This is a genomic window from Pseudomonas sp. S2_F03 (genome assembly GCF_054668335.1).
Map to the genome: position 1 here is coordinate 3068146 of NZ_CP162759.1, position 19008 is coordinate 3087153.

At 58.5% G+C, this 19008-nt stretch carries 20 protein-coding genes; 8 read left to right on the plus strand and 12 right to left on the minus strand.

From position 1 onward, the window contains the following. Positions 1-20 precede the first annotated feature (20 nt). Positions 21-737 carry a PA5502 family lipoprotein gene (locus tag AB4N76_RS14410; RefSeq protein ID WP_077430962.1) on the plus strand — a complete coding sequence of 239 codons (717 nt, stop codon included), beginning with the start codon at positions 21-23 and terminating at the stop codon, positions 735-737. Positions 738-817: 80 nt separating this feature from the next. Here AB4N76_RS14410 and katE read toward each other — a convergent pair whose 3' ends face one another. Beyond that, positions 818-2956, minus strand: coding sequence for a catalase HPII (katE, locus tag AB4N76_RS14415; RefSeq protein WP_460164581.1), 2139 nt, complete (start codon positions 2954-2956; stop codon positions 818-820). 262 nt (positions 2957-3218) lie between these two features. Here katE and AB4N76_RS14420 point away from each other — a divergent pair, with 262 nt between their 5' ends. From AB4N76_RS14420 to AB4N76_RS14430, 3 genes are all read left to right on the plus strand, one after another. After that, positions 3219-4226: a methionine ABC transporter ATP-binding protein gene (locus tag AB4N76_RS14420; protein ID WP_046031064.1), complete on the plus strand. Its 1008-nt coding sequence runs from the start codon at positions 3219-3221 to the stop codon at positions 4224-4226. Beyond that, positions 4226-4900, plus strand: coding sequence for a methionine ABC transporter permease (locus AB4N76_RS14425; RefSeq protein WP_046031065.1), 675 nt, complete (start codon positions 4226-4228; stop codon positions 4898-4900). The genes AB4N76_RS14420 and AB4N76_RS14425 overlap by 1 nt, the downstream gene beginning before the upstream one ends. Positions 4901-4977: 77 nt before the next feature. Next, positions 4978-5748: a MetQ/NlpA family ABC transporter substrate-binding protein gene (locus AB4N76_RS14430; protein WP_046031066.1), complete on the plus strand. Its 771-nt coding sequence runs from the start codon at positions 4978-4980 to the stop codon at positions 5746-5748. A 151-nt stretch (positions 5749-5899) separates the two neighbouring features. On the opposite strand, the gene AB4N76_RS14435 is transcribed toward AB4N76_RS14430, so the two are convergent. From AB4N76_RS14435 to AB4N76_RS14455, 5 genes are read right to left on the minus strand one after another with little or no spacing between them, the layout of a single operon-like run. Beyond that, positions 5900-6535, minus strand: coding sequence for an SCO family protein (locus tag AB4N76_RS14435; protein WP_046031067.1), 636 nt, complete (start codon positions 6533-6535; stop codon positions 5900-5902). After that, positions 6532-7431: a heme o synthase gene (gene cyoE / locus AB4N76_RS14440; RefSeq protein ID WP_046031068.1), complete on the minus strand. Its 900-nt coding sequence runs from the start codon at positions 7429-7431 to the stop codon at positions 6532-6534. The genes AB4N76_RS14435 and cyoE overlap by 4 nt, the downstream gene beginning before the upstream one ends. After that, positions 7419-8498 carry a COX15/CtaA family protein gene (locus AB4N76_RS14445; RefSeq protein ID WP_460164582.1) on the minus strand — a complete coding sequence of 360 codons (1080 nt, stop codon included), beginning with the start codon at positions 8496-8498 and terminating at the stop codon, positions 7419-7421. The genes cyoE and AB4N76_RS14445 overlap by 13 nt, the downstream gene beginning before the upstream one ends. A 10-nt stretch (positions 8499-8508) precedes the next feature. Next, positions 8509-9102 carry a hypothetical protein gene (locus AB4N76_RS14450; protein ID WP_046031070.1) on the minus strand — a complete coding sequence of 198 codons (594 nt, stop codon included), beginning with the start codon at positions 9100-9102 and terminating at the stop codon, positions 8509-8511. Next, positions 9068-9808 (minus strand): SURF1 family protein, encoded by a 741-nt coding sequence (locus tag AB4N76_RS14455; protein WP_460164583.1) that lies wholly within the window; start codon positions 9806-9808, stop codon positions 9068-9070. Before AB4N76_RS14455 ends, AB4N76_RS14450 begins: the two co-directional genes overlap by 35 nt. Before the next feature lie 70 nt (positions 9809-9878). Here AB4N76_RS14455 and AB4N76_RS14460 point away from each other — a divergent pair, with 70 nt between their 5' ends. Beyond that, positions 9879-10082 carry a twin transmembrane helix small protein gene (locus AB4N76_RS14460; RefSeq protein WP_046031071.1) on the plus strand — a complete coding sequence of 68 codons (204 nt, stop codon included), beginning with the start codon at positions 9879-9881 and terminating at the stop codon, positions 10080-10082. 3 nt (positions 10083-10085) lie between these two features. On the opposite strand, the gene AB4N76_RS14465 is transcribed toward AB4N76_RS14460, so the two are convergent. From AB4N76_RS14465 to coxB, 4 genes are all read right to left on the minus strand, one after another. Then, positions 10086-10973: a cytochrome c oxidase subunit 3 gene (locus AB4N76_RS14465; RefSeq protein WP_460164584.1), complete on the minus strand. Its 888-nt coding sequence runs from the start codon at positions 10971-10973 to the stop codon at positions 10086-10088. A gap of 25 nt (positions 10974-10998) precedes the next feature. Then, positions 10999-11550, minus strand: coding sequence for a cytochrome c oxidase assembly protein (locus tag AB4N76_RS14470; protein WP_046031073.1), 552 nt, complete (start codon positions 11548-11550; stop codon positions 10999-11001). A gap of 117 nt (positions 11551-11667) precedes the next feature. After that, a complete protein-coding gene (ctaD, locus tag AB4N76_RS14475) occupies positions 11668-13266 on the minus strand; it encodes a cytochrome c oxidase subunit I (RefSeq protein WP_046031074.1) in 1599 nt (532 codons plus the stop codon). A gap of 82 nt (positions 13267-13348) precedes the next feature. Then, positions 13349-14476, minus strand: a complete 1128-nt coding sequence (coxB, locus tag AB4N76_RS14480) for a cytochrome c oxidase subunit II (protein ID WP_046031075.1) — start codon at positions 14474-14476, stop codon at positions 13349-13351. Between the two features lie 371 nt (positions 14477-14847). Here coxB and AB4N76_RS14485 point away from each other — a divergent pair, with 371 nt between their 5' ends. Continuing rightward, positions 14848-15498 (plus strand): hypothetical protein, encoded by a 651-nt coding sequence (locus AB4N76_RS14485; RefSeq protein ID WP_046031076.1) that lies wholly within the window; start codon positions 14848-14850, stop codon positions 15496-15498. 115 nt (positions 15499-15613) lie between these two features. On the opposite strand, the gene AB4N76_RS14490 is transcribed toward AB4N76_RS14485, so the two are convergent. Together AB4N76_RS14490 and AB4N76_RS14495 are read right to left on the minus strand one after the other, a co-directional pair. Continuing rightward, positions 15614-16345: a carbonic anhydrase gene (locus tag AB4N76_RS14490; RefSeq protein WP_046031077.1), complete on the minus strand. Its 732-nt coding sequence runs from the start codon at positions 16343-16345 to the stop codon at positions 15614-15616. Positions 16346-16589: 244 nt separating this feature from the next. Next, a complete protein-coding gene (locus tag AB4N76_RS14495) occupies positions 16590-17648 on the minus strand; it encodes a PA0069 family radical SAM protein (RefSeq protein ID WP_046031078.1) in 1059 nt (352 codons plus the stop codon). Between the two features lie 187 nt (positions 17649-17835). Here AB4N76_RS14495 and AB4N76_RS14500 point away from each other — a divergent pair, with 187 nt between their 5' ends. Together AB4N76_RS14500 and AB4N76_RS14505 are read left to right on the plus strand one after the other, a co-directional pair. Further along, positions 17836-18138, plus strand: a complete 303-nt coding sequence (locus tag AB4N76_RS14500; protein ID WP_046031079.1) for a hypothetical protein — start codon at positions 17836-17838, stop codon at positions 18136-18138. Between the two features lie 215 nt (positions 18139-18353). Next, positions 18354-19001, plus strand: a complete 648-nt coding sequence (locus tag AB4N76_RS14505; protein ID WP_046031080.1) for a phosphatase domain-containing protein — start codon at positions 18354-18356, stop codon at positions 18999-19001. Positions 19002-19008: the final 7 nt, after the last annotated feature.

The following is a 19008-nucleotide window of genomic DNA, read 5'->3' on the forward strand; positions in this document are numbered from 1 at the left end:
GCAAATAGAGAGTCGCAGGAATGAAGTCGTTCGCCTCCCGTTATCTGCTCCTTGTCGCATTTTCTTTGCTGCTGGGTGCCTGCCAAAGCACGCCACCGGCGGCCCAAGGGGCCACTGATGCGCGGGCTACGGCCATCGCGCAGCTGGAACAAAACATCGCCAGTGATGAATTGGCCACCGCCGAAGACCAGCTGGCGACGTTGCAAGCCGAATCGCCCAACGATCCGTCCCTTGAGCCCTACCAGCGACAACTGGCCGAGGCTTATCTTCGTCGCAGCCAGATCGTGCTGCAAAAAGGCGACGTGAATGCCGCCGCCACCGCTCTGAGCCGTGCCCGTGCCCTGATGCCCAAGGCGCCAGCGCTGACCGGTGGAGTCAACGGCGCAATCACTCAGGCCCGCAAGGCTGAGCTGGATAAAGCCGAAGCGGCTCTCAAGGCTGCCGAAGCCCAGCCAAAGGCCAAAGTCATCGATCCGACGGCTGAAAGCACCACGGTTGCGTTGAATATCTCCGATATGAGCCAGTTACGTCGCCAACTGGATGCTATTGCCGCCGATGTGGTGCATTTTCAATGCGATGTGAGCATTCAGGCGCCGCGCACCGATGATTACCCCTGGCTGGCCACACTGCTGACCAAACGAGTGAAGAAACTGGATTCGGACTTCGATTTGAAACTGGAAAAACAGATCATGCGTAACATTCCGGCGCAAATGGTCTTGAGCCCTCGTAAACTTTAGAAGCTTCGCGAGCAAGCCCGCTCCCACAGGATGATCATCGCTGATCTATGTGGGAGCGAGCCTCCCTGTAACACAAGTCTTCAGGCCGGAATTCCCTTGGCCTTAGGCTCTCGATCCCACACCCGATGCTGCCCGATTGCCGCAAAAAACGGCTTGATCAGCTTGGCGTCCGTCCCGACGACCAACCCCGCATCAACCTCCAGCTTCAAGACATCCAGCAACTGTTTGGCCTCGCCTTGCAGAGCGATCGCCTTCAGGTGCTTGTACGCCTCCAGCAGGTAATGCAGCGCCACGCCATCGCTGCTCAATGCCTTGACCGACGTCGCGCCACCGGGCACGAACACTGCGTCGAACGCCACTGAAGGCAGGCCTTCCATCGAAGCATCCACCGGCAATGTTTTGCCATCGGCGGTGCTCACCGGGGCTGAGCTTGGGCCGAGCAATTTGGCGTGCGCCCCTTCCGCTTTCAATGCCCTCTTCATCGCTTCAATGGCTGCACCATCGACGCCATTTGCTGCGAGTATCGCCACTTTCCGGGTTTTTATATGCCCCGGCAGGAGGTTGGCCTGGCTCAATGCCGGCGAGCGCTCCAGGGTGATTTTCGGCACGTCGACGGTCCCGGTCTTCGGCGCTGGCAGCCCTAGATTGGCGGCTACTCGCCTGGCCAGTTCCAGATCGATATTGGCCAGGATTTCATTCACCTCCCGCGCCCGGATGACCTCCCGCTCCACCTTGCCGAGTTCAAAGCTGTAAGCCGCAATGATGTGTTCTTGTTCGTGCTTGCTCATGCTGTGAAAGAACAGGCGCGCCTGGGAGAAGTGGTCGCTGAACGACTCGCTGCGCTGACGGATTTTGTTGGCGTCGATGCGTTCCGGGTAACTCTCGAAACCGCCATTCTGCGCGCTGGGCGGCGTTTCCTTGGGCCAGCCGCCGTCGATGGAGTTGGGTTCATAAGCAGCGCGGCCCTTATCGATGGTGCTGCGGTGTTGAGCATCCCGTTGACCGTTGTGGAACGGGGCCACCGGCCGATTGATCGGAATCTCATGAAAGTTCGGCCCGCCGAGTCGGCTGATTTGCGTGTCGGTGTAGGAAAACAGCCGACCTTGCAGCAACGGATCGTTGGAGAAATCGATCCCCGGTACGATATGGCCCGGGCAGAACGCGACCTGTTCGGTCTCGGCGAAGAAGTTGTCCGGGTTGCGGTTGAGTACCATCTTGCCCAACGGCGTAATCGGCACCAGTTCCTCTGGAATCAGCTTGGTCGGATCAAGAATGTCGAAGTCAAAACTGTGCTCGTTTTCCTCTTCGATGATCTGCACACCCAATTCCCACTCTGGGTAATCGCCCCTCTCGATGGCTTCCCAGAGGTCGCGACGATGGTAATCGGTGTCTTTGCCGGCAAGCTTTTGCGCCTCATCCCACACCAGCGAGCAGGTGCCGGCGGTGGGGCGCCAGTGAAATTTGACGAAGCGCGATTTGCCTTCGGCGTTGATCATCCGGAACGTGTGAACACCGAAGCCTTGCATGCTGCGCAGGCTTTTCGGGATCGCCCGGTCGGACATGGCCCAGATCACCATGTGCGCCGACTCCGGCACCAGGGAGACGAAGTCCCAGAACGTGTCATGTGCCGAGCCGCCCGTAGGCATTTCGTTGTGTGGCTCGGGTTTTACCGCATGCACGAAGTCAGGAAACTTGATCGCGTCCTGTATGAAAAACACCGGCATGTTGTTGCCCACCAGGTCGAAGTTGCCTTCTTCGGTGAAGAACTTCACGGCGAAACCTCGAACATCGCGCACCGTATCGCCTGACCCTCGAGGGCCTTGCACCGTGGAAAAACGCACGAAGACCGGGGTTTTCTGGCTTGGATCTTGTAGGAAGCGGGCTTTGGTCAATACCGAATGGTTTTCGTATGCCTGGAAGTAACCATGCGCGCCGGTTCCGCGAGCATGGACGATGCGTTCGGGAATGCGTTCATGGTCAAAGTGCGTGATTTTCTCACGCATGATGAAGTCTTCCAGCAGCGAAGGCCCGCGGGCGCCGGCTTTCAGGGTGTTCTGGTTGTCCGATACCTTCACGCCCTGATTGGTGCGCAGGGCCTGGTCGGTGGCGTCGGAGCGAAATTTTTCCAGGCTGTCGAGCTTGGCATTGGTGTTGCCCCGGTCCGGGGCATCGGTACCGGCCATTGCGCTTTTGTTTGCGGCAGGCTTCTTGATGCTCATCAGGCTAAACTCCTCGTTCGATTCCCGCCGAAGCCAGGACTCTGTGCATTCCCCAGGCACGGCACCGGGGGCGTTTTCGAGTTGCCTTATTAGTGACTGATGGGGTTTTTAGCCGTTCCTTTTTTATGACCTTTGATCGCGTTATTGCCAAATCGAAGGATGAATGCGGAATAAATGCTAATAACCTCTATACGGACAGGCTAAAATGCGCGCCCGGCTAACCGCTGATCCTTTTTCTAACGCGCCCCACAAGGTTCGCTACGTGATCGAGTTTCAAAACGTCCACAAAACCTACCGCGTCGCCGGTAAGGATATTCCCGCCCTGCATCCGACCAGTCTGACGATTGAGAACGGTCAGGTTTTCGGCCTGATCGGTCATTCCGGTGCGGGAAAAAGTACCCTGCTGCGTCTGATCAATCGCCTGGAGAACTCCAGTGGCGGCAAGATCATCGTCGACGGCGAAGAAGTCACCGCGCTGGATGCCAACAGCCTGCGACGCTTCCGTCAGCAAGTCGGGATGATTTTCCAGCACTTCAACCTGCTGGCGTCCAAGACAGTGGCCGACAATGTCGCGTTGCCGTTGACCCTGGCCGGCGAACTGTCGCGCAGCGAGATCGACCTGCGGGTGGCCGAATTGCTGGCGCGGGTGGGTTTGTCCGACCACGCCAAAAAGTACCCGGCTCAGTTGTCCGGTGGCCAGAAGCAGCGCGTCGGCATTGCCCGTGCCCTGGCGACCAAGCCGAAAATCCTGCTGTGCGATGAAGCCACCAGCGCCCTGGACCCACAGACCACGGCGTCGGTCCTGCAGTTGCTGGCCGAGATCAACCGCGAGCTGAAGCTGACCATCGTGTTGATCACTCACGAGATGGACGTGATTCGCCGAGTCTGCGACCAGGTCGCGGTGATGGACGCCGGTGTGATCGTCGAGCAAGGTTCGGTGGCCGAGGTGTTCCTGCATCCGAAGCACCCAACCACCAAGCGTTTTGTGCAAGAAGACGAGCAGATCGACGAAAGCGAGCAGCGCGACGACTTCGCTCATGTGCCGGGCCGCATCGTACGCCTGACCTTCCAGGGCGAAGCGACCTACGCGCCACTGCTGGGCACCGTCGCCCGCGAAACGGGTGTGGACTACAGCATCCTGGCCGGTCGTATCGACCGCATCAAAGACATCCCCTACGGGCAACTGACCCTGGCCGTCACCGGTGGCGACATGGAGGCGGCGTTTGCCCGCTTCACCGCGGCTGACGTTCACATGGAGGTGCTGCGCTGATGGAAGTCCTGACAAGTTTCTTCGTTAATATCGATTGGTACGAAATCTGGCTGGCCACCGGCGACACGCTGATGATGCTCGGCGGTTCCTTACTGTTCACTGTATTGCTCGGCTTGCCGCTGGGCGTGCTGCTGTTCTTGTGCAGCCCGCGCCAGTTGCTGGAAGCCAAAGGCGTCTACGCGATACTGTCGCTGATGGTGAACGTGCTGCGTTCGCTGCCCTTCATCATTCTGCTGATCGTGATGATCCCGTTCACCGTGTTGATAACCGGCACATCGCTGGGCGTCGCGGGTGCGATCCCACCGCTGGTGGTGGGCGCCACGCCGTTCTTTGCGCGACTGGTGGAAACCGCATTGCGTGAAGTGGATCGCGGCATCATCGAAGCCACCCAGGCCATGGGCGCGACGACGCGTCAGATCATCACCAATGCCTTGCTGCCAGAAGCCCGTCCCGGCATCTTCGCCGCAATTACGGTGACAGCGATTACGCTGGTGTCCTATACGGCAATGGCCGGTGTAGTCGGCGCTGGTGGCCTGGGCGACCTGGCGATCCGTTTTGGTTATCAGCGTTTCCAGCCCGACGTGATGGTTGTGACGGTGTTGCTGCTGCTGGTGCTGGTTCAGGTGCTGCAAACCTTTGGCGACAAGTTGGTTGTCCATTTTTCCAGAAAATAAAGAATTCTCGTCAATAACAAATGAGCCGGCCATTCGCTGGCCGGCGCCAGACGGGCGCCTTATATGGAGTTAGCTGAATGAAAAAACTACTCGTCGCGTTCGCTGCTGTTGCGGCCTTCTCCGCCCACGCAGACACCCTGACTGTCGCTGCCACCCCGGTCCCGCACGCAGAAATCCTCGAATTCGTGAAGCCGGCCCTGGCCAAAGAAGGCGTGGACCTGAAGGTCAAAGTCTTCACCGACTACATTCAGCCGAACGTGCAGGTAGCGGAAAAACGTCTGGACGCCAACTTCTTCCAGCACCAGCCGTACCTCGATGAGTTCAACAAGGCCAAGGGCACCAACCTGGTTTCCGTGGTCGGTGTGCACCTGGAGCCGCTGGGCGCGTACTCCAGCAAGTACAAAACCCTCGCCGAGGTGCCGGGTGGTGCCAACGTGGTGATCCCGAATGACGCCACCAATGGCGGCCGTGCGCTGTTGCTGTTGGAGAAGGCTGGCCTGATCAAGTTGAAGGACTCGAACAACATCCTGTCGACCGTGAAGGACATCACCGAGAACTCCAAGGACCTGAAATTCCGTGAACTGGAAGCCGCGACCATCCCACGCGTGCTGACCCAGGTCGACCTGGCGCTGATCAACACCAACTACGCGCTGGAAGCCAAGCTCGATCCAGCCAAGGACGCGCTGGTCATCGAAGGCAGCGACTCGCCGTACGTGAACATCCTCGTGGCCCGTCCGGACGACAAGGACAGCGACGCGATGAAGAAACTGGTTGCCGCGCTGCACAGCCCGGAAGTCAAAGCCTTCATCCTCGAGAAGTACAAAGGCGCGGTAGTGCCGGCGTTCTGATTGTCTGAACGCAACGAAAAAGGGGACGCCATGTGCGTTCCCTTTTTTTTGTGCCAAAACACCGCTCCCTGTAGGAGCACGGCTTGCCGGCGATGGCATCCTTGAGACCGCCATCGCCGGCAAGCCGTGCTCCTACAGAAAAGCGTGGTGATTATTTGCGGTTAAGCATCACCGGCAACTGCGCCACCAGCTTCGCATTGTTCAGCGGCGCCCGAATAAACCCTCGTTGTGTGCCATCCGGGCCGATTACCGCCAGGTTGCCACTGTGATCAACCGTGTAGTTCGGCTTGCTGGTGTCGGCCGGAATAAACGGAATGCTCACGGCATTGGCCAGCTTCTGAATGTCATCCACCGAGGAAGCGGTCAGGCCTTTGAACTGTGGATCGAAGTAGCCCAGGTACTGCTTGAGCTGAGGCGGGGTATCGCGGTTCGGGTCGACGCTGACCAGGATGATCTGCAGTTTGGCCACCGCCTCGGGTGGCAGCTCGCTTTTGATCTGACGCAACTGGGCGAGGGTGGTCGGGCAGATATCCGGGCAGAAGGTGTAGCCGAAGAACAGCAGGCTCCATTTGTCTTTCAGCTGATTGACCGTCACTGGATTGCCGTCCTGATCGGTCATTTTCACGTCAGGCAAGTTGCGACTTTGCGGCAGCAGGATGATCCCCGCGTCGATCAGTGCCGTCGGGTCGCCCTGACCTTTACCAGACAGCACTTTGTTGATGGTCAGGCCCAGAACCAGTGCGATCAGGGCGACGAGAATGAAGACGGTTTTCTGGGTTCGAGTCATAGGTTCAACAGTAAGTAGTGGTCTACGAGCAGCGCGATAAACAGCAGGAACAAGTAGTAAATAGAATACTTGAACGTGTTGATCGCCGCGTGCGGCCGGGTGCCACGGTACAACACCACGGCCCATTGCAGAAACCTTGCGCCCAGCACCACGGCGCAAACCAGGTAGAGCAGGCCGCTCATGTGGATCACGTAGGGCATCAGGCTGACGGCCAGCAACGCAAAGGTATAAAGCAGGATGTGCACCTTGGTGTAGTGCTCGCCATGGGTGACCGGCAGCATTGGAATGTCGGCCTTGGCGTATTCCTCTTTGCGGTGAATCGCCAGCGCCCAGAAGTGCGGCGGGGTCCAGGCGAAAATGATCAGCACCAGCAGCAGCGGTTCGGCGCTGACGTGTCCGGTGGCAGCGGTCCAGCCAAGCAGCGGCGGGGCAGCCCCGGCCAGGCCGCCGATGACGATGTTCTGCGGGGTCGCACGTTTCAGGAAACCGGTGTAGACCACTGCATACCCGAGCAGCGATGCGAGGGTCAGCCAGGCGGTCAGCGGATTGGTGAACGCCAGCAACAAGGCCTGACCCAGCACGGCCAGCACCAGGGCAAACGTCAGCGCAGAGGCCGGTGACACCCGGCCTTGCGCCAACGGACGTTTGTGCGTGCGGGCCATGATCGTATCGATGCGCCGGTCCACCACATGGTTGACGGCCGCGGCGCCACCGGCACACAAGGCGATCCCCAGATTGCCGAACACCAGCACCGTCCATGGCACCCCGGCACGGGTCGCGAGGAACATGCCGACCAGCGAGGTGATGAGCATCAGCACCACCACTTTCGGCTTGGTCAGCTCCAGGTAGTCACGCCAGATCGCCTGACTGTGACGTTCGCCGATCAATGTCGCCATGGCATCTCTCCTTTTATTGTTATGGGCCCGGCTGAGTGTTTACGCGGGCTGAAGTGCCAACGCGCGAGGGATTGCTGCTTGACCCGAACCAGACTGGTCCGTGCGTGATAATTGACCAGCACCATCGTCAGCAGGAGTGCCGCGCCGCCCGCGTTGTGGGCGACGGCCACCGGTAGCGGCAGATGGAACAGCACGTTGCTGATTCCAAGGGTGATTTGTGCAGTGAGTGCGATCAGCACCATCCCTGCAAGACGCGTCATGCCGACGGCTTTCAGTTGCCAGGCGAGCCCGAGCAGCACCAGCGTGACCAGCAACGCGCCAATTCGGTGGGTCAGATGAATCGCGGTACGGGCATCGCTGTCCAGTTGTCCACCAAGGTAATTGGGGCCGATGTGTTGAGTCAGATGAAAGCCGTTGGCGAAATCGGCCGGTGGCATCCATTGTCCATGGCAGGTCGGGAAATCGATGCAGGCCACGGCGGCATAGTTGGAACTGACCCAGCCACCGAGGGCAATTTGCAGGATCACCAGCAGCAACCCTGCCGTCGCCCAATACTGCAAACGCCGTGGCACGGTCAGCGCCGGCAATACGCCAGACAGGCGCAACGTCAGTAAAAACAACAAACTCAGCGTCGCAAACCCGCCGAGCAAATGCCCGGTGACCACTTGCGGCCAGAGCTTGAGCGTCACCGTCCACATGCCGAACGCGGCTTGGGCGAACACCACCGCCAGCAAGAACAATGGCAACTTCACCGGTTGCCCCGGATGACGACGGTGCAACCAGGCCCGGCCCGCCAGGATCGAAATCAACAGCCCCAACGTACCGGCGAAGTAGCGGTGGACCATCTCGTTCCAGCCTTTGTGGGCTTCGACCGGAGCATCGGGAAAGTGCAATTCGGCATGCGCCAGTTGGGCTTCGCTTTTCGGCACGCTGATAAAACCGTAGCAACCGGGCCAGTCCGGGCAGCCGAGGCCGGCGTGGGTCAGGCGGGTGTAGGCGCCGAGCAACACCACAATCAGTGCCAGCAAGGTGGCAAACAGCGCGAGGCGAAATCCAGGTTTGGCCATGACGATGCCCTTATCCGATGTTCGACAGTTTCAGCAGATGACGCAGGTCGTTAAGCAGATCCTTGCCCTTCACCGTCGGGTCATAACGCAGCACCAGGTTGCCGTGCGGGTCGATGATCCACAGTTGCGGTGCAGTTTTATCCCCTGTCGTCTTGCTGAAAGTGGTCAGGTCCATGGGGTAGCGTTGTAGTTGAGGATACTCGCGGGTCAGCTTGGCGTCGTACTCGCTGCTCAGCGGTTGCGCGGCAGCCAAGGCGTGGCTGGCGCGGGAGGCATCACGGCCAAGGCCGATCTGGATTTGTCGCGCCAGGTACACCAGTTGCTGGCAGTCGACCGAGCAATCCTTGGGCGCTGTTACCAGCAACTGCCAGCGATCCTCTTGTGCCTGCACGCCCAGATCGGCGCGTGTCTGGCCGTTACCGATCAGTTCGCCGTGATAGCTGCGACCCTCCGGCACCCAGAACTGCAACTTGTACATGCCGGTGGCGAGGATCATCGGACCGATCACCCCGAGCAAAATCAGCAGCAGCTGAAAGCGGCCCTTGCGTCGACTCGCCGGCGTTTTCGCCTCAGACATGTTGGGTGGATTCATGGCCGCTCCCATGGTGTTTCTCCTTTGCGTTGTGCCAGCCTAGATAGAGATAAAGGCCGAACAGGGCGAGCGACATGGCGAACCACTGCACGGCATAAGCGAGGTGTTTTTCCGGCCCCATGGCCACTACTGGCCAATCGGCCTGGTAGGACGCGGGGCCGGTTTCTTCACGTAATTCGTAGGCGAACCCTGCACGGTTCAGCGCCGTCCACAGCTTGGCCGGCTCAACGGCGGTCATCAGTTGTGGCCAGGTCGTGGTGCTCGGATCGGCATGCAACTGGAAGGTCGCGCCAGGGGACACGTAGACCGAGGCGTCAAGACTCAAGGCCTCTTCAGGTGTAGTGAACTGCGGCGGTATGCGCCGGTCCGGCCAGGGCAGCCAGCCGCGATTGACCAGCAACCAGAGCCCGGAGGCCTGGTCCTGAAACGGTTGCAGCAGCTCAACGCCGACCTTGCCGTTACGCTGGCGGTTGTCCAGCAGCAGGCTGTGCGCGGCATCGAATTGGCCGTGCAAGTGAACCCGGCGAAAGGCCGGGTCTTCGGTGTGTTGCAACTCGGTACTGGCCATCGGTTCGGCGGCGCGGCGCTCGGCATAGCTTTGCAGCAACGCGCTTTTCTCCGCGCCTCGGCCCAGTTGCCAGAACCCGAGCGACACCAGCAGCGGCAGCAATGCTGCCACCACCAGGGTCGGCACGATGCCCGGCCGGAAGCGCTTCATGGCGAGGCCAAAAAGTCGCTGGTCGCGATAGCTATACTCAAGTGCATCGCCTTTCCCCCGGAGTCTCACCATGCTCAAAGCAGCCATCGTCCTGATGCTGATTGCCACGGTTGTCAGCCTGTTCAGCGGCCTGTTTTTTCTGGTCAAGGACGACAGCAGCTCAAACCGCCTCGTCATTGCCTTGAGTGTTCGTGTGGCCTTGGCCGCTGTCACCGTCGGCTTGATCGCCTGGGGCTTCTTCAGCGGCCAGTTGGTGTCGCACGCGCCTTGGTAAGCCTCATAGCACGTAGACGAAAACGAACAGGCCGATCCACACCACGTCCACGAAGTGCCAATACCAACTCGCCGCTTCAAAGCCGAACTGGTGATCGGCATCAAAGTGCCCGCGCATGACCCGCATCAGCATCACAAACAGAATGATCGTGCCGATGGTCACGTGGGCGCCGTGGAAACCGGTGAGCATGAAGAACGTCGCACCGTAGATGCCGGAGCCGAGGGTCAGGCCCAGTTCCCGGTAGGCGTGCATGTATTCTTCAGCCTGGAAGAAGAGGAATGCGCAGCCCAGCAATACGGTGAGCGCAAGCCAGAGTTTCAGTGCGCCGCGATGGCCTTTTTTCAGCGCGTGGTGGGCGATGGTCACGGTCACGCTGGAACTCACCAGCAGCACGGTGTTGAGCAGCGGCAAGCCCCAGGGGCTGATGACTTCCTTGGGCGGTGGAAACAGTTTCGAGTCGGGGTTGTTCAGCAGTGGCCAGGTCCACTCGAAGGTCGGCCAGAGCATGTGCGCGATGCCTTTGGTGCCTTCACCGCCGAGGGCCGGGCCGGAGACGTGACGTACATAAAACAGCGCGCCGAAGAAAGCGATGAAAAACATCACCTCGGAGAAAATGAACCAGCTCATGCCCCAGCGAAACGAGCGGTCCATCTGAGCGCTATATAAGCCGCTACGACTTTCCTTGATCACCGTCCCGAACCAGCCGAACAGCATGTAGGCCAGCAATAGGCCGCCGACGAAAAAGATCAGCGGGCCGTGGGATTCCGGCCGCGCGGCCTTCAGATCGTTGAACCAGGTACCCAGGCCAAACACCGTGGTGACCATGCCGAACGTGGCGATGATCGGCCATTTGCTCTGGGCCGGTACGTAATAGTGTTCATGAGTTGCCATTTATTGTTCTCCTTATCGGGCACGCTCAGCCGCCAGTGTTTACAGCTACCGGTGGATGTCGGGCGGTGATATCGAACAGCGTGTAGGACAGCGTCAGGTGCTTCACATCCTTGGGCATGTCACGGTCAACGATGAAACGTACCGGCATCTCGATCCGTTGACCGGGCTGCAGCACTTGCTGGGTAAAGCAAAAACATTCGGTCTTGTGGAAGTACGCCGCGGCTGTGCTGGGCGCGATGCTCGGCACGGCCTGGGCGCTCATCGGCCGATCGGTGGGGTTGTGCGCGATGAAAATCATCTCGTTCACAGCGCCCGGATTGGCGGTCAACTCCTCAGCCTTGGGATAGAAGTCCCATGGCATGTCGGCAGTGTTGGTCGACAGGAACTGCACGCGAACCTGCCGCGAGGTGTCCACGGTTTGCTCGCCTTCGTATTGCCCGGCGGTCTTGCCGTTAATGCCGAAGGCCTTGCACATCACGTCGTAGATCGGCACCAGGGCAAACCCGAAGACAAACATGGCCACCACCACCAGCAGCAGGCGGGTGACCAGTTTTTTCATCGAAATCGAATCAGCCATGGTTTCCAACCTCCACGCCAAACCCTGTAGGAGTGAGCCTGCTCGCAATGGCGGTGTGTCTGGCACACCGCGTCGAACCCATCGCGAGCAGGCTCACTCCTACAAAGGCCAGGCGTTTCATTTCACTTCCGGCGGCGTAGTAAAGGTGTGATACGGCGCCGGTGACGGAATGCTCCACTCCAGGCCTTCGGCCCCATCCCATGGTTTGGCCGGTGCAGGCGGGCCACCACGAATGGTCTTGATCACGATGAACAGGAAGAAGAGCTGCGTTGCACCGAACATGAACGCGCCAATTGAGGAGACCATGTTGAAGTCGGCGAATTGCAGGTTGTAGTCCGGAATCCGTCGCGGCATGCCGGCCAGGCCCACGAAGTGCATCGGGAAGAACGCCATGTTCATGCCGATGAACGAGAGCCAGAAGTGCAGCTTGCCCAGGGTTTCGTCGTACATGTGGCCGGTCCATTTCGGCATCCAGTAATAGGCCGAGGCGAAGATCCCGAAAATCGCCCCCGGCACCAGCACATAGTGGAAGTGCGCGACGACGAAGTAGGTGTCCTGGTACTGGAAGTCCGCTGGGGCGATGGCCAGCATCAACCCGGAGAAACCGCCGATGGAGAACAGGATCACGAACGCCACGGCAAACAGCATCGGCGTCTCGAAGGTCAGTGAGCCTTGCCACATGGTGCTGGCCCAGTTGAACACCTTCACCCCGGTCGGCACCGCGATCAACAGCGTCGCGTACATGAAGAACAACTCGCCCACCAAAGGAATGCCGACCACAAACATGTGGTGCGCCCAGACGATGAACGACAGGAACGCGATACTCGCCGTGGCGTAGACCATCGAGGTGTAGCCGAACAGCGGTTTGCGCGAGAAGGTCGGGATGATCGAGCTGACGGCACCGAAGGCCGGCAGGATCATGATGTACACCTCGGGGTGACCGAAGAACCAGAACACGTGCTGGAACAGAACCGGATCACCGCCACCGGCGGCACTGAAGAAGCTGGTGCCGAAGTGGATGTCCATCAGCATCATCGTCACGCATCCGGCCAGTACTGGCATCACCGCGATCAGCAGGAATGCGGTGATCAGCCAGGTCCAGACGAACAGCGGCATTTTCATCAACGTCATGCCGGGGGCGCGCAGGTTGAGGATGGTCGCGATCACGTTGATCGCGCCCATGATCGAACTGATCCCCATCAAGTGGATGGCGAAGATAAAGAACGTCACGCTTTCCGGTGCGTAGGTGGTCGACAGGGGGGCGTAGAACGTCCAGCCGAAGTTCGGACCGCCACCGGGGGTGAACAGGGTCGACACCAGCAGCAGGAACGCGGCCGGCAGCAGCCAGAAGCTGAAGTTGTTCATCCGTGGCAGCGCCATGTCCGGTGCGCCGATCATCAACGGGATCATCCAGTTGGCGAGGCCGACGAAGGCCGGCATCACCGCACCGAACACCATCACCAGACCGTGCATGGTGGTCATCTGGTTGAAGAATTCCGGCTGGACGATTTGCAGCCCCGGCTGGAACAGCTCGGCGCGAATCACCATCGCGAACGAGCCGCCGAGCAGGAACATGGAAAACGCAAACCACAGGTACAGCGTGCCGATATCCTTGTGGTTGGTGGTCAGCACCCAACGCATCAGGCCTTTGGCGGGGCCGTGGACGTGGGTGTGGTCGGTGGCGGTATGAACATGTTCATCGACTACAGCAGTCATGTCCTGTCTCCTGCAAACAGATGGGCTGGGCAGGTCGGGGCGCGTAGCCCCAACCCGTTCCTTAAGTACGCAATAGACCGGGTCATTTGCTTTCCGCCTGTTTCAGCTCCAACACTTCTTTAGGAGTGACCATGTCGCCCTTGTTGTTGCCCCAGGCGTTACGTTCGTAGGTCACGACCGCCGCGATATCGACTTCCGAGAGCTGTTTGCCGAACGCCGCCATGGCGGTGCCGGGTTTGCCGTGGAAGACAATGCTCAGGTGACCTTCTTTCGGTCCGGTGGCGATTTTCGAGCCCTTGAGTGCCGGGAACATCGGCGGCAGCCCCTGACCTTCGGCCTGGTGACAGGCCACGCAGGTGGTGTGGTAGATCTTGTCGCCTCGTTCCTTGAGTTCGTCGAGGGTCCACTCTTTGCTGGTCAGTTCTTTGAGTTGCAGGGTTTCAGCCTTGCGGTCGGCGAGCCATTTTTCGTAATCGGCCTTTTCCTTGACCTCGACCACAATCGGCATGAAGCCGTGGTCCTTGCCGCACAACTCGGCGCATTGGCCACGGTAGATGCCGGGCTTGTCGACGCGGGTCCAGGCTTCATTGACGAACCCCGGGATCGCATCGCGCTTGACCGCGAAGGCCGGGACCCACCAGGAATGGATGACGTCGGCGGAGGTCACCAAAAAGCGCACCTTCGCACCAATCGGCAACACCAGCGGCTTGTCGACCTCGAGCAAGTAGTGCTCGCCCTTGGTTTCCTTGTTGTGGATCTGGTCGGCGGGAGTGTTCAGGTTGCTGAAAAATTCAACGTCCTGGCCCAGGTACTTGTAGTGCCACTTCCACTGATAGCCCGTGACCTGGATGTCGATATCCGGCTCACTGGCGTCGTACATCTTGATCAGGGTTGCCGTCGCGGGAACCGCCATGGCCACCAGAATGATGAAGGGCACGATGGTCCAAAGGATTTCGACGGTGGTGCTTTCATGAAATTTTGCGGCCACCTGCCCGGTCGAGCGGCGGTGGAGAATCATCGACCAGAACATGGCGCCAAAGACGATGATGCCGATCACTACACAGATCCAGAAAATGGTCATGTGCAGGTCAAATACTGCGTGACTGATTTCAGTCGCTCCTGGCGCCATATTCACAGTCCAGGCTGCTTGCGCCTGACCGAAAATCGACCACAACAGGAGGCCCATCCAGACGTGTGGATGTCGCATCATTGCGGGTTCCCCTTATCGTTCTTGTTATCCCGCCGGCTTTCACCTGCGGCAAGGGAGCGGCTTTTTCAGACTACGAACTTGAATCGCCGAGCCTTGCTGCGTGTGCAGTCGGGCGTCATCAGCTAACTCCATTCCCACCCGAGTATAGACAGCGACTGCTACCTCGCAATGTGATGGCGTAAATGATCTGAAACAGCTGGTACTTGCGTTCAAGGGCACGAATGGAGAAGGATGCAGACGAGTGGTGGCAAATCGATATAACGGAGGCGTCTCAAGGATGAAACAATTATGACAAATGCGTCTTAGCATTTTTCATAAGGCAGCTAAGTTATGTCTTCCCTATTTCATTGCCTTTGTTTCCTGGAGTTTTCATGAACACCGCCGCATTGCGCGAGCAGATCCAAAAAGCCCAACAACACGAGAAAGACACTGGCCTGCTGGCGCGTCAGCTGCAGACCAAACTGCCTCATCTACACCCTGCTATCCAATTGCCAGAGGCTGATCCCAATGGCGTACTGACGCGTTTTATTAGCGCCTACATCGATGAAGTACCCGATCTGCTGGACGCAGCCAATGAAGTGGCAAGGGAAGCGGGTATCGATTCACAAATCAAACCGGTGCTGAACATCGCCGAGCAGTACTTCCTCCAGCCGCCAACCATCATGGCCGGCCATGTCGGGCTCGACAGCCTGCTGGATGAAGCCTATCTGGCGCACCGTTTTGTAGAAGAGGTCAACGACCTGTACATCAAGCATTTCGGCCAGCCACTGATCCCCTTGGACATGACGGTCGCCAATCTGATTGCTCACCAATTGATCGGTGAGGAATTTGCCAACCAACTGGATGAAGCAGTGCATCACGCCATCGACGAGATGCTCAACGACGAAAGCTTCGCACTGGAGTCAGTGGAAGCCTACCGCGAAAAACTCAACAGCCCGGACACCGGCGCCGCGTGGAAACGCTGGCCCTGCATGTCGCGCCGTTTGGGTGTAGGCCTGGAGCTGGATCAGCCGGCAGCTTGATCCATCGAACAATATGTTCCCGTGGGAGCGAGCAGGCTCGCTCCCACATTGCCAACCCGCGCTTCACTCCCCCTCATTTCAATTCGCCTGGTCCCACTCGAGGATTCAGGCGTTTTTAGAACCGCGCTTTGGGCGTTGCCACCGGAATCGGATGGCTGCCATCGAGTGGCAGGAAACGCCCCTGGTCCGCGTCGTAAGCTTTGATTTCGCTGGTTTCGATGCTGTAGACCCAACCATGGATGAACAGATGACCGTTGGCCATGCGCGAGGCCACCGATGGGTGCGTGCGTAAATGCTGAAGCTGAGCAATCACATTCTCCTCGGTGAGGATGTGCATGCTTTCGTTCTCGTCAGAGCAATGGCAGTTTTCCTGGACCATGGTTTTCGCCACTTCGGCGTGTCGCAGCCAGGCTTTTACCGTCGGCATTTTTTCCAGGCTTTGCGGGTTCAGCACTGCGCGCATCGCGCCACAGTCGGAGTGCCCGCAAATGATGATGTGCTGCACGCCAAGGGCGAGGACCGCGTACTCGATGGCGGTGGAAACACCACCGTTCATTTGCCCATAAGGCGGTACCACATTGCCCACGTTGCGGGTCACGAACAGATCGCCGGGAGCGCTTTGGGTGATCAGCTCAGGAACGATGCGCGAATCGGCGCAGGCGATGAACATCGCTCTGGGGCTCTGGGCCGTGGCGAGTTTTTTGAAGAGCTCCTCCTGCTGTGGAAAGACCTCATGGTGAAAATGCAAAAAGCCGTCAACGATATGCTGCAACGCTGCATCGGCGGTTTCCGCCTCGGGTTGGGCTTGTGCCGACGCAGCCAACGGCTGTTTATCCTTCTCACTCATCAATTCATCCTCAATGGCGGAGTCAGGGAAGTGTCCCGTTTTGTCCAGTGTGAAGCCAGTGGCTGTTTAAAAAACATCCAGGTCGAAAACCTCGACCCATCAGTCACTCTACGAACAAGGTCGCTACCGAAACTTGAATCAAACTGAGTCGACCGCTCTGGAACGCGTGTTACAGGTCACAAAAAACGTGACCAGCCTAAAGGTGCGGTGATTTCCTCACCACTCAACCATAGGCCAATTGTCCTTAAATCAGTGACATCTGGCGACCCGGCGGACAGAAGGCATCGCAGTCCAGATTAAAACCTTCCCGACGATTAAGCCCCAGGCGCTTGATGGTTTTGTTGAAACGTTGTGCCAGCAGGTCTGCAAAGGGGCCTTCGCCGCGCATCCGGGCACCAAAACGACTGTCATAGAGCTCACCGCCACGGCTCTGGCGTATCAGGCTCAGCACATGAGCGGCACGCTGCGGATAATGGGCGGCCAACCATTCTTCGAACAGCGGCGCCACTTCCAGCGGCAGGCGCAGCATCATGTAGGCCGCGCTTTGCGCGCCGGCCGCATGCGCCTCGGTCAGCAGGCTTTCGAGTTCGCTGTCGTTGATCATCGGAATCATCGGCGAACACAACACACCTACCGGAATACCCGCTTCATGCATGACGCGTATCGCCCGTAACCGGGCCTTGGGCGCTGCGGCACGCGGTTCGAGGATACGTTTGAGCTCATCGTCCAGGGTGGTGAGGCTGATCATCACCGCCACCAGCCGTTGCCCGGCGAGTTCGGCCAGCAGGTCGAGGTCACGAAGAATCAGCGAGCCTTTGGTGATGATGGTCACCGGATGGCGGTAACGCAGCAGCACTTCGAGGGTTTTACGAGTGATTTTGTGCTCACGCTCGATTGGCTGGTAAGGATCGGTGTTGGACCCCAGGTTGATCGGCGCGCACTGATAACCGCGTTTGGACAGCTGTTCTTCCAGCACATCGGCGGCGTTGGTCTTTGCGATCAATTTGGTCTCGAAATCCAGCCCCGGCGACATGTCCCAATACGCATGGCTGGGCCGTGCATAGCAGTAGATGCAGCCATGTTCGCAGCCGCGATAGGGGTTGATCGAACGATCGAATGGCAAGTCCGGCGAGTTGTTACGGGTGATGATGGTTTTCGCCGTTTCGATGCGTACTTCGGTGCCCTGGGTGAGCGGCGCTTCCTGATACCAACCGTCATCCTCGGCCACCGAGCGATTCGGCGCGAAGCGGTTGTGCGGGTTGGTCGCGGTGCCGCGTCCGCGAGGGGGCAAGGGAGTAGCCATCGACAAAATCCTTTAGCTGTATGTGCATACAGTATACGGACTCGATGCAATCGACCAGTGCCGTTCGGCGTGTGAATAGGCCGGTCATTATGAGAAACATAATGCGCATGGCAAGTTTAGTGGCGTTGTTAGTATTCTTCATTTCGCACGAAGTTATCGTGTTAATCATATTAAAAGGATTTAATAAATGTCGAATTACAATCAGCGTGGCGTATTCCTTCAACTGTTGGCACCTACGCTTGTTAGTCCAAAAGAAGTTCGGGTTTCCATGCAGTTTGCGCTGAAGGAAGAGGGCTATGACCCTGAGAGCCGAACGTCTACTTACTCTCTGCTGGACACCAGCACCCGCGAGGCCGTGTCGAATGACGGCGGCATGACCTTCACCCTGAGTGGCGCACCCGATGTAAACGGCAATGGCGAGATTGATGCACAGGACAAAGTAGTTCTGGTTGCATTGGCAAAAGCCTATTCGAAGATTATTAATCCTTAACTCACGCAATATATAAATATTGACGAGTCGACGATTTAACGGCGAACTTGTAAAGCGATGCGGATTTTTTCGTGTCGCTTTATAGTATTGAAATGTATCGGTACCACGAGCGTGGCCAGTTCACAATTCTTTGACAGCAGGCTCACAGGCCTTTGACTGCTCAAGGCTGATGCTGCGTGACACCTATCCACACTTTTTCATACGGTTGTCCGAGCATGTCCCGACTGCGCCTCATGCCAGCCACATTTCTGTTGTCACTGGTTGCACTTTTCAACCTGACTCTCGCCCTTGCGGATGACAGCGCGTCCCCTCGTCCGGCGGAATGGGCGCAACCGGTCGAAGCGAAATACAACCTCTTTCAGATGTCCCCGACGCTCTACCGCAGCGCTTTGCCCGATCGCGGCGCCATTGCATTACTGGAAAAATTGCAGGTGGGAACCGTCATCAATTTCCTGCCAGAGTCAGACTCGAGTTGGTTGTCTGTGCCGGGTATCGCTCAGGTTCAGTTGCCCTATCGGACCAATCACGTGGACGACGCGGATGTACTCAAGGCCCTTCGTGCCATTCAAGCGGCCGAGGCCAGTGGCCCGGTGCTGATGCACTGCAAACACGGTTCGGACCGCACGGGCTTGATGGCGGCCATGTACCGGGTCGTGATCCAGGGTTGGAGCAAGGAAGACGCCCTGAATGAAATGACTCGGGGCGGCTTTGGTGATAGCACCCATTTCAAGGATGGCGTGCGTTACATGATGCAGGCCGACGTCGATAAACTCCGCATCGCGTTGGCCAATGGTGATTGCAGCACCAGCCCGTTCGCCACTTGTTCGATGAAGAGCTGGTTCAAATCGGCTCACGTTGAGTAATCACGGG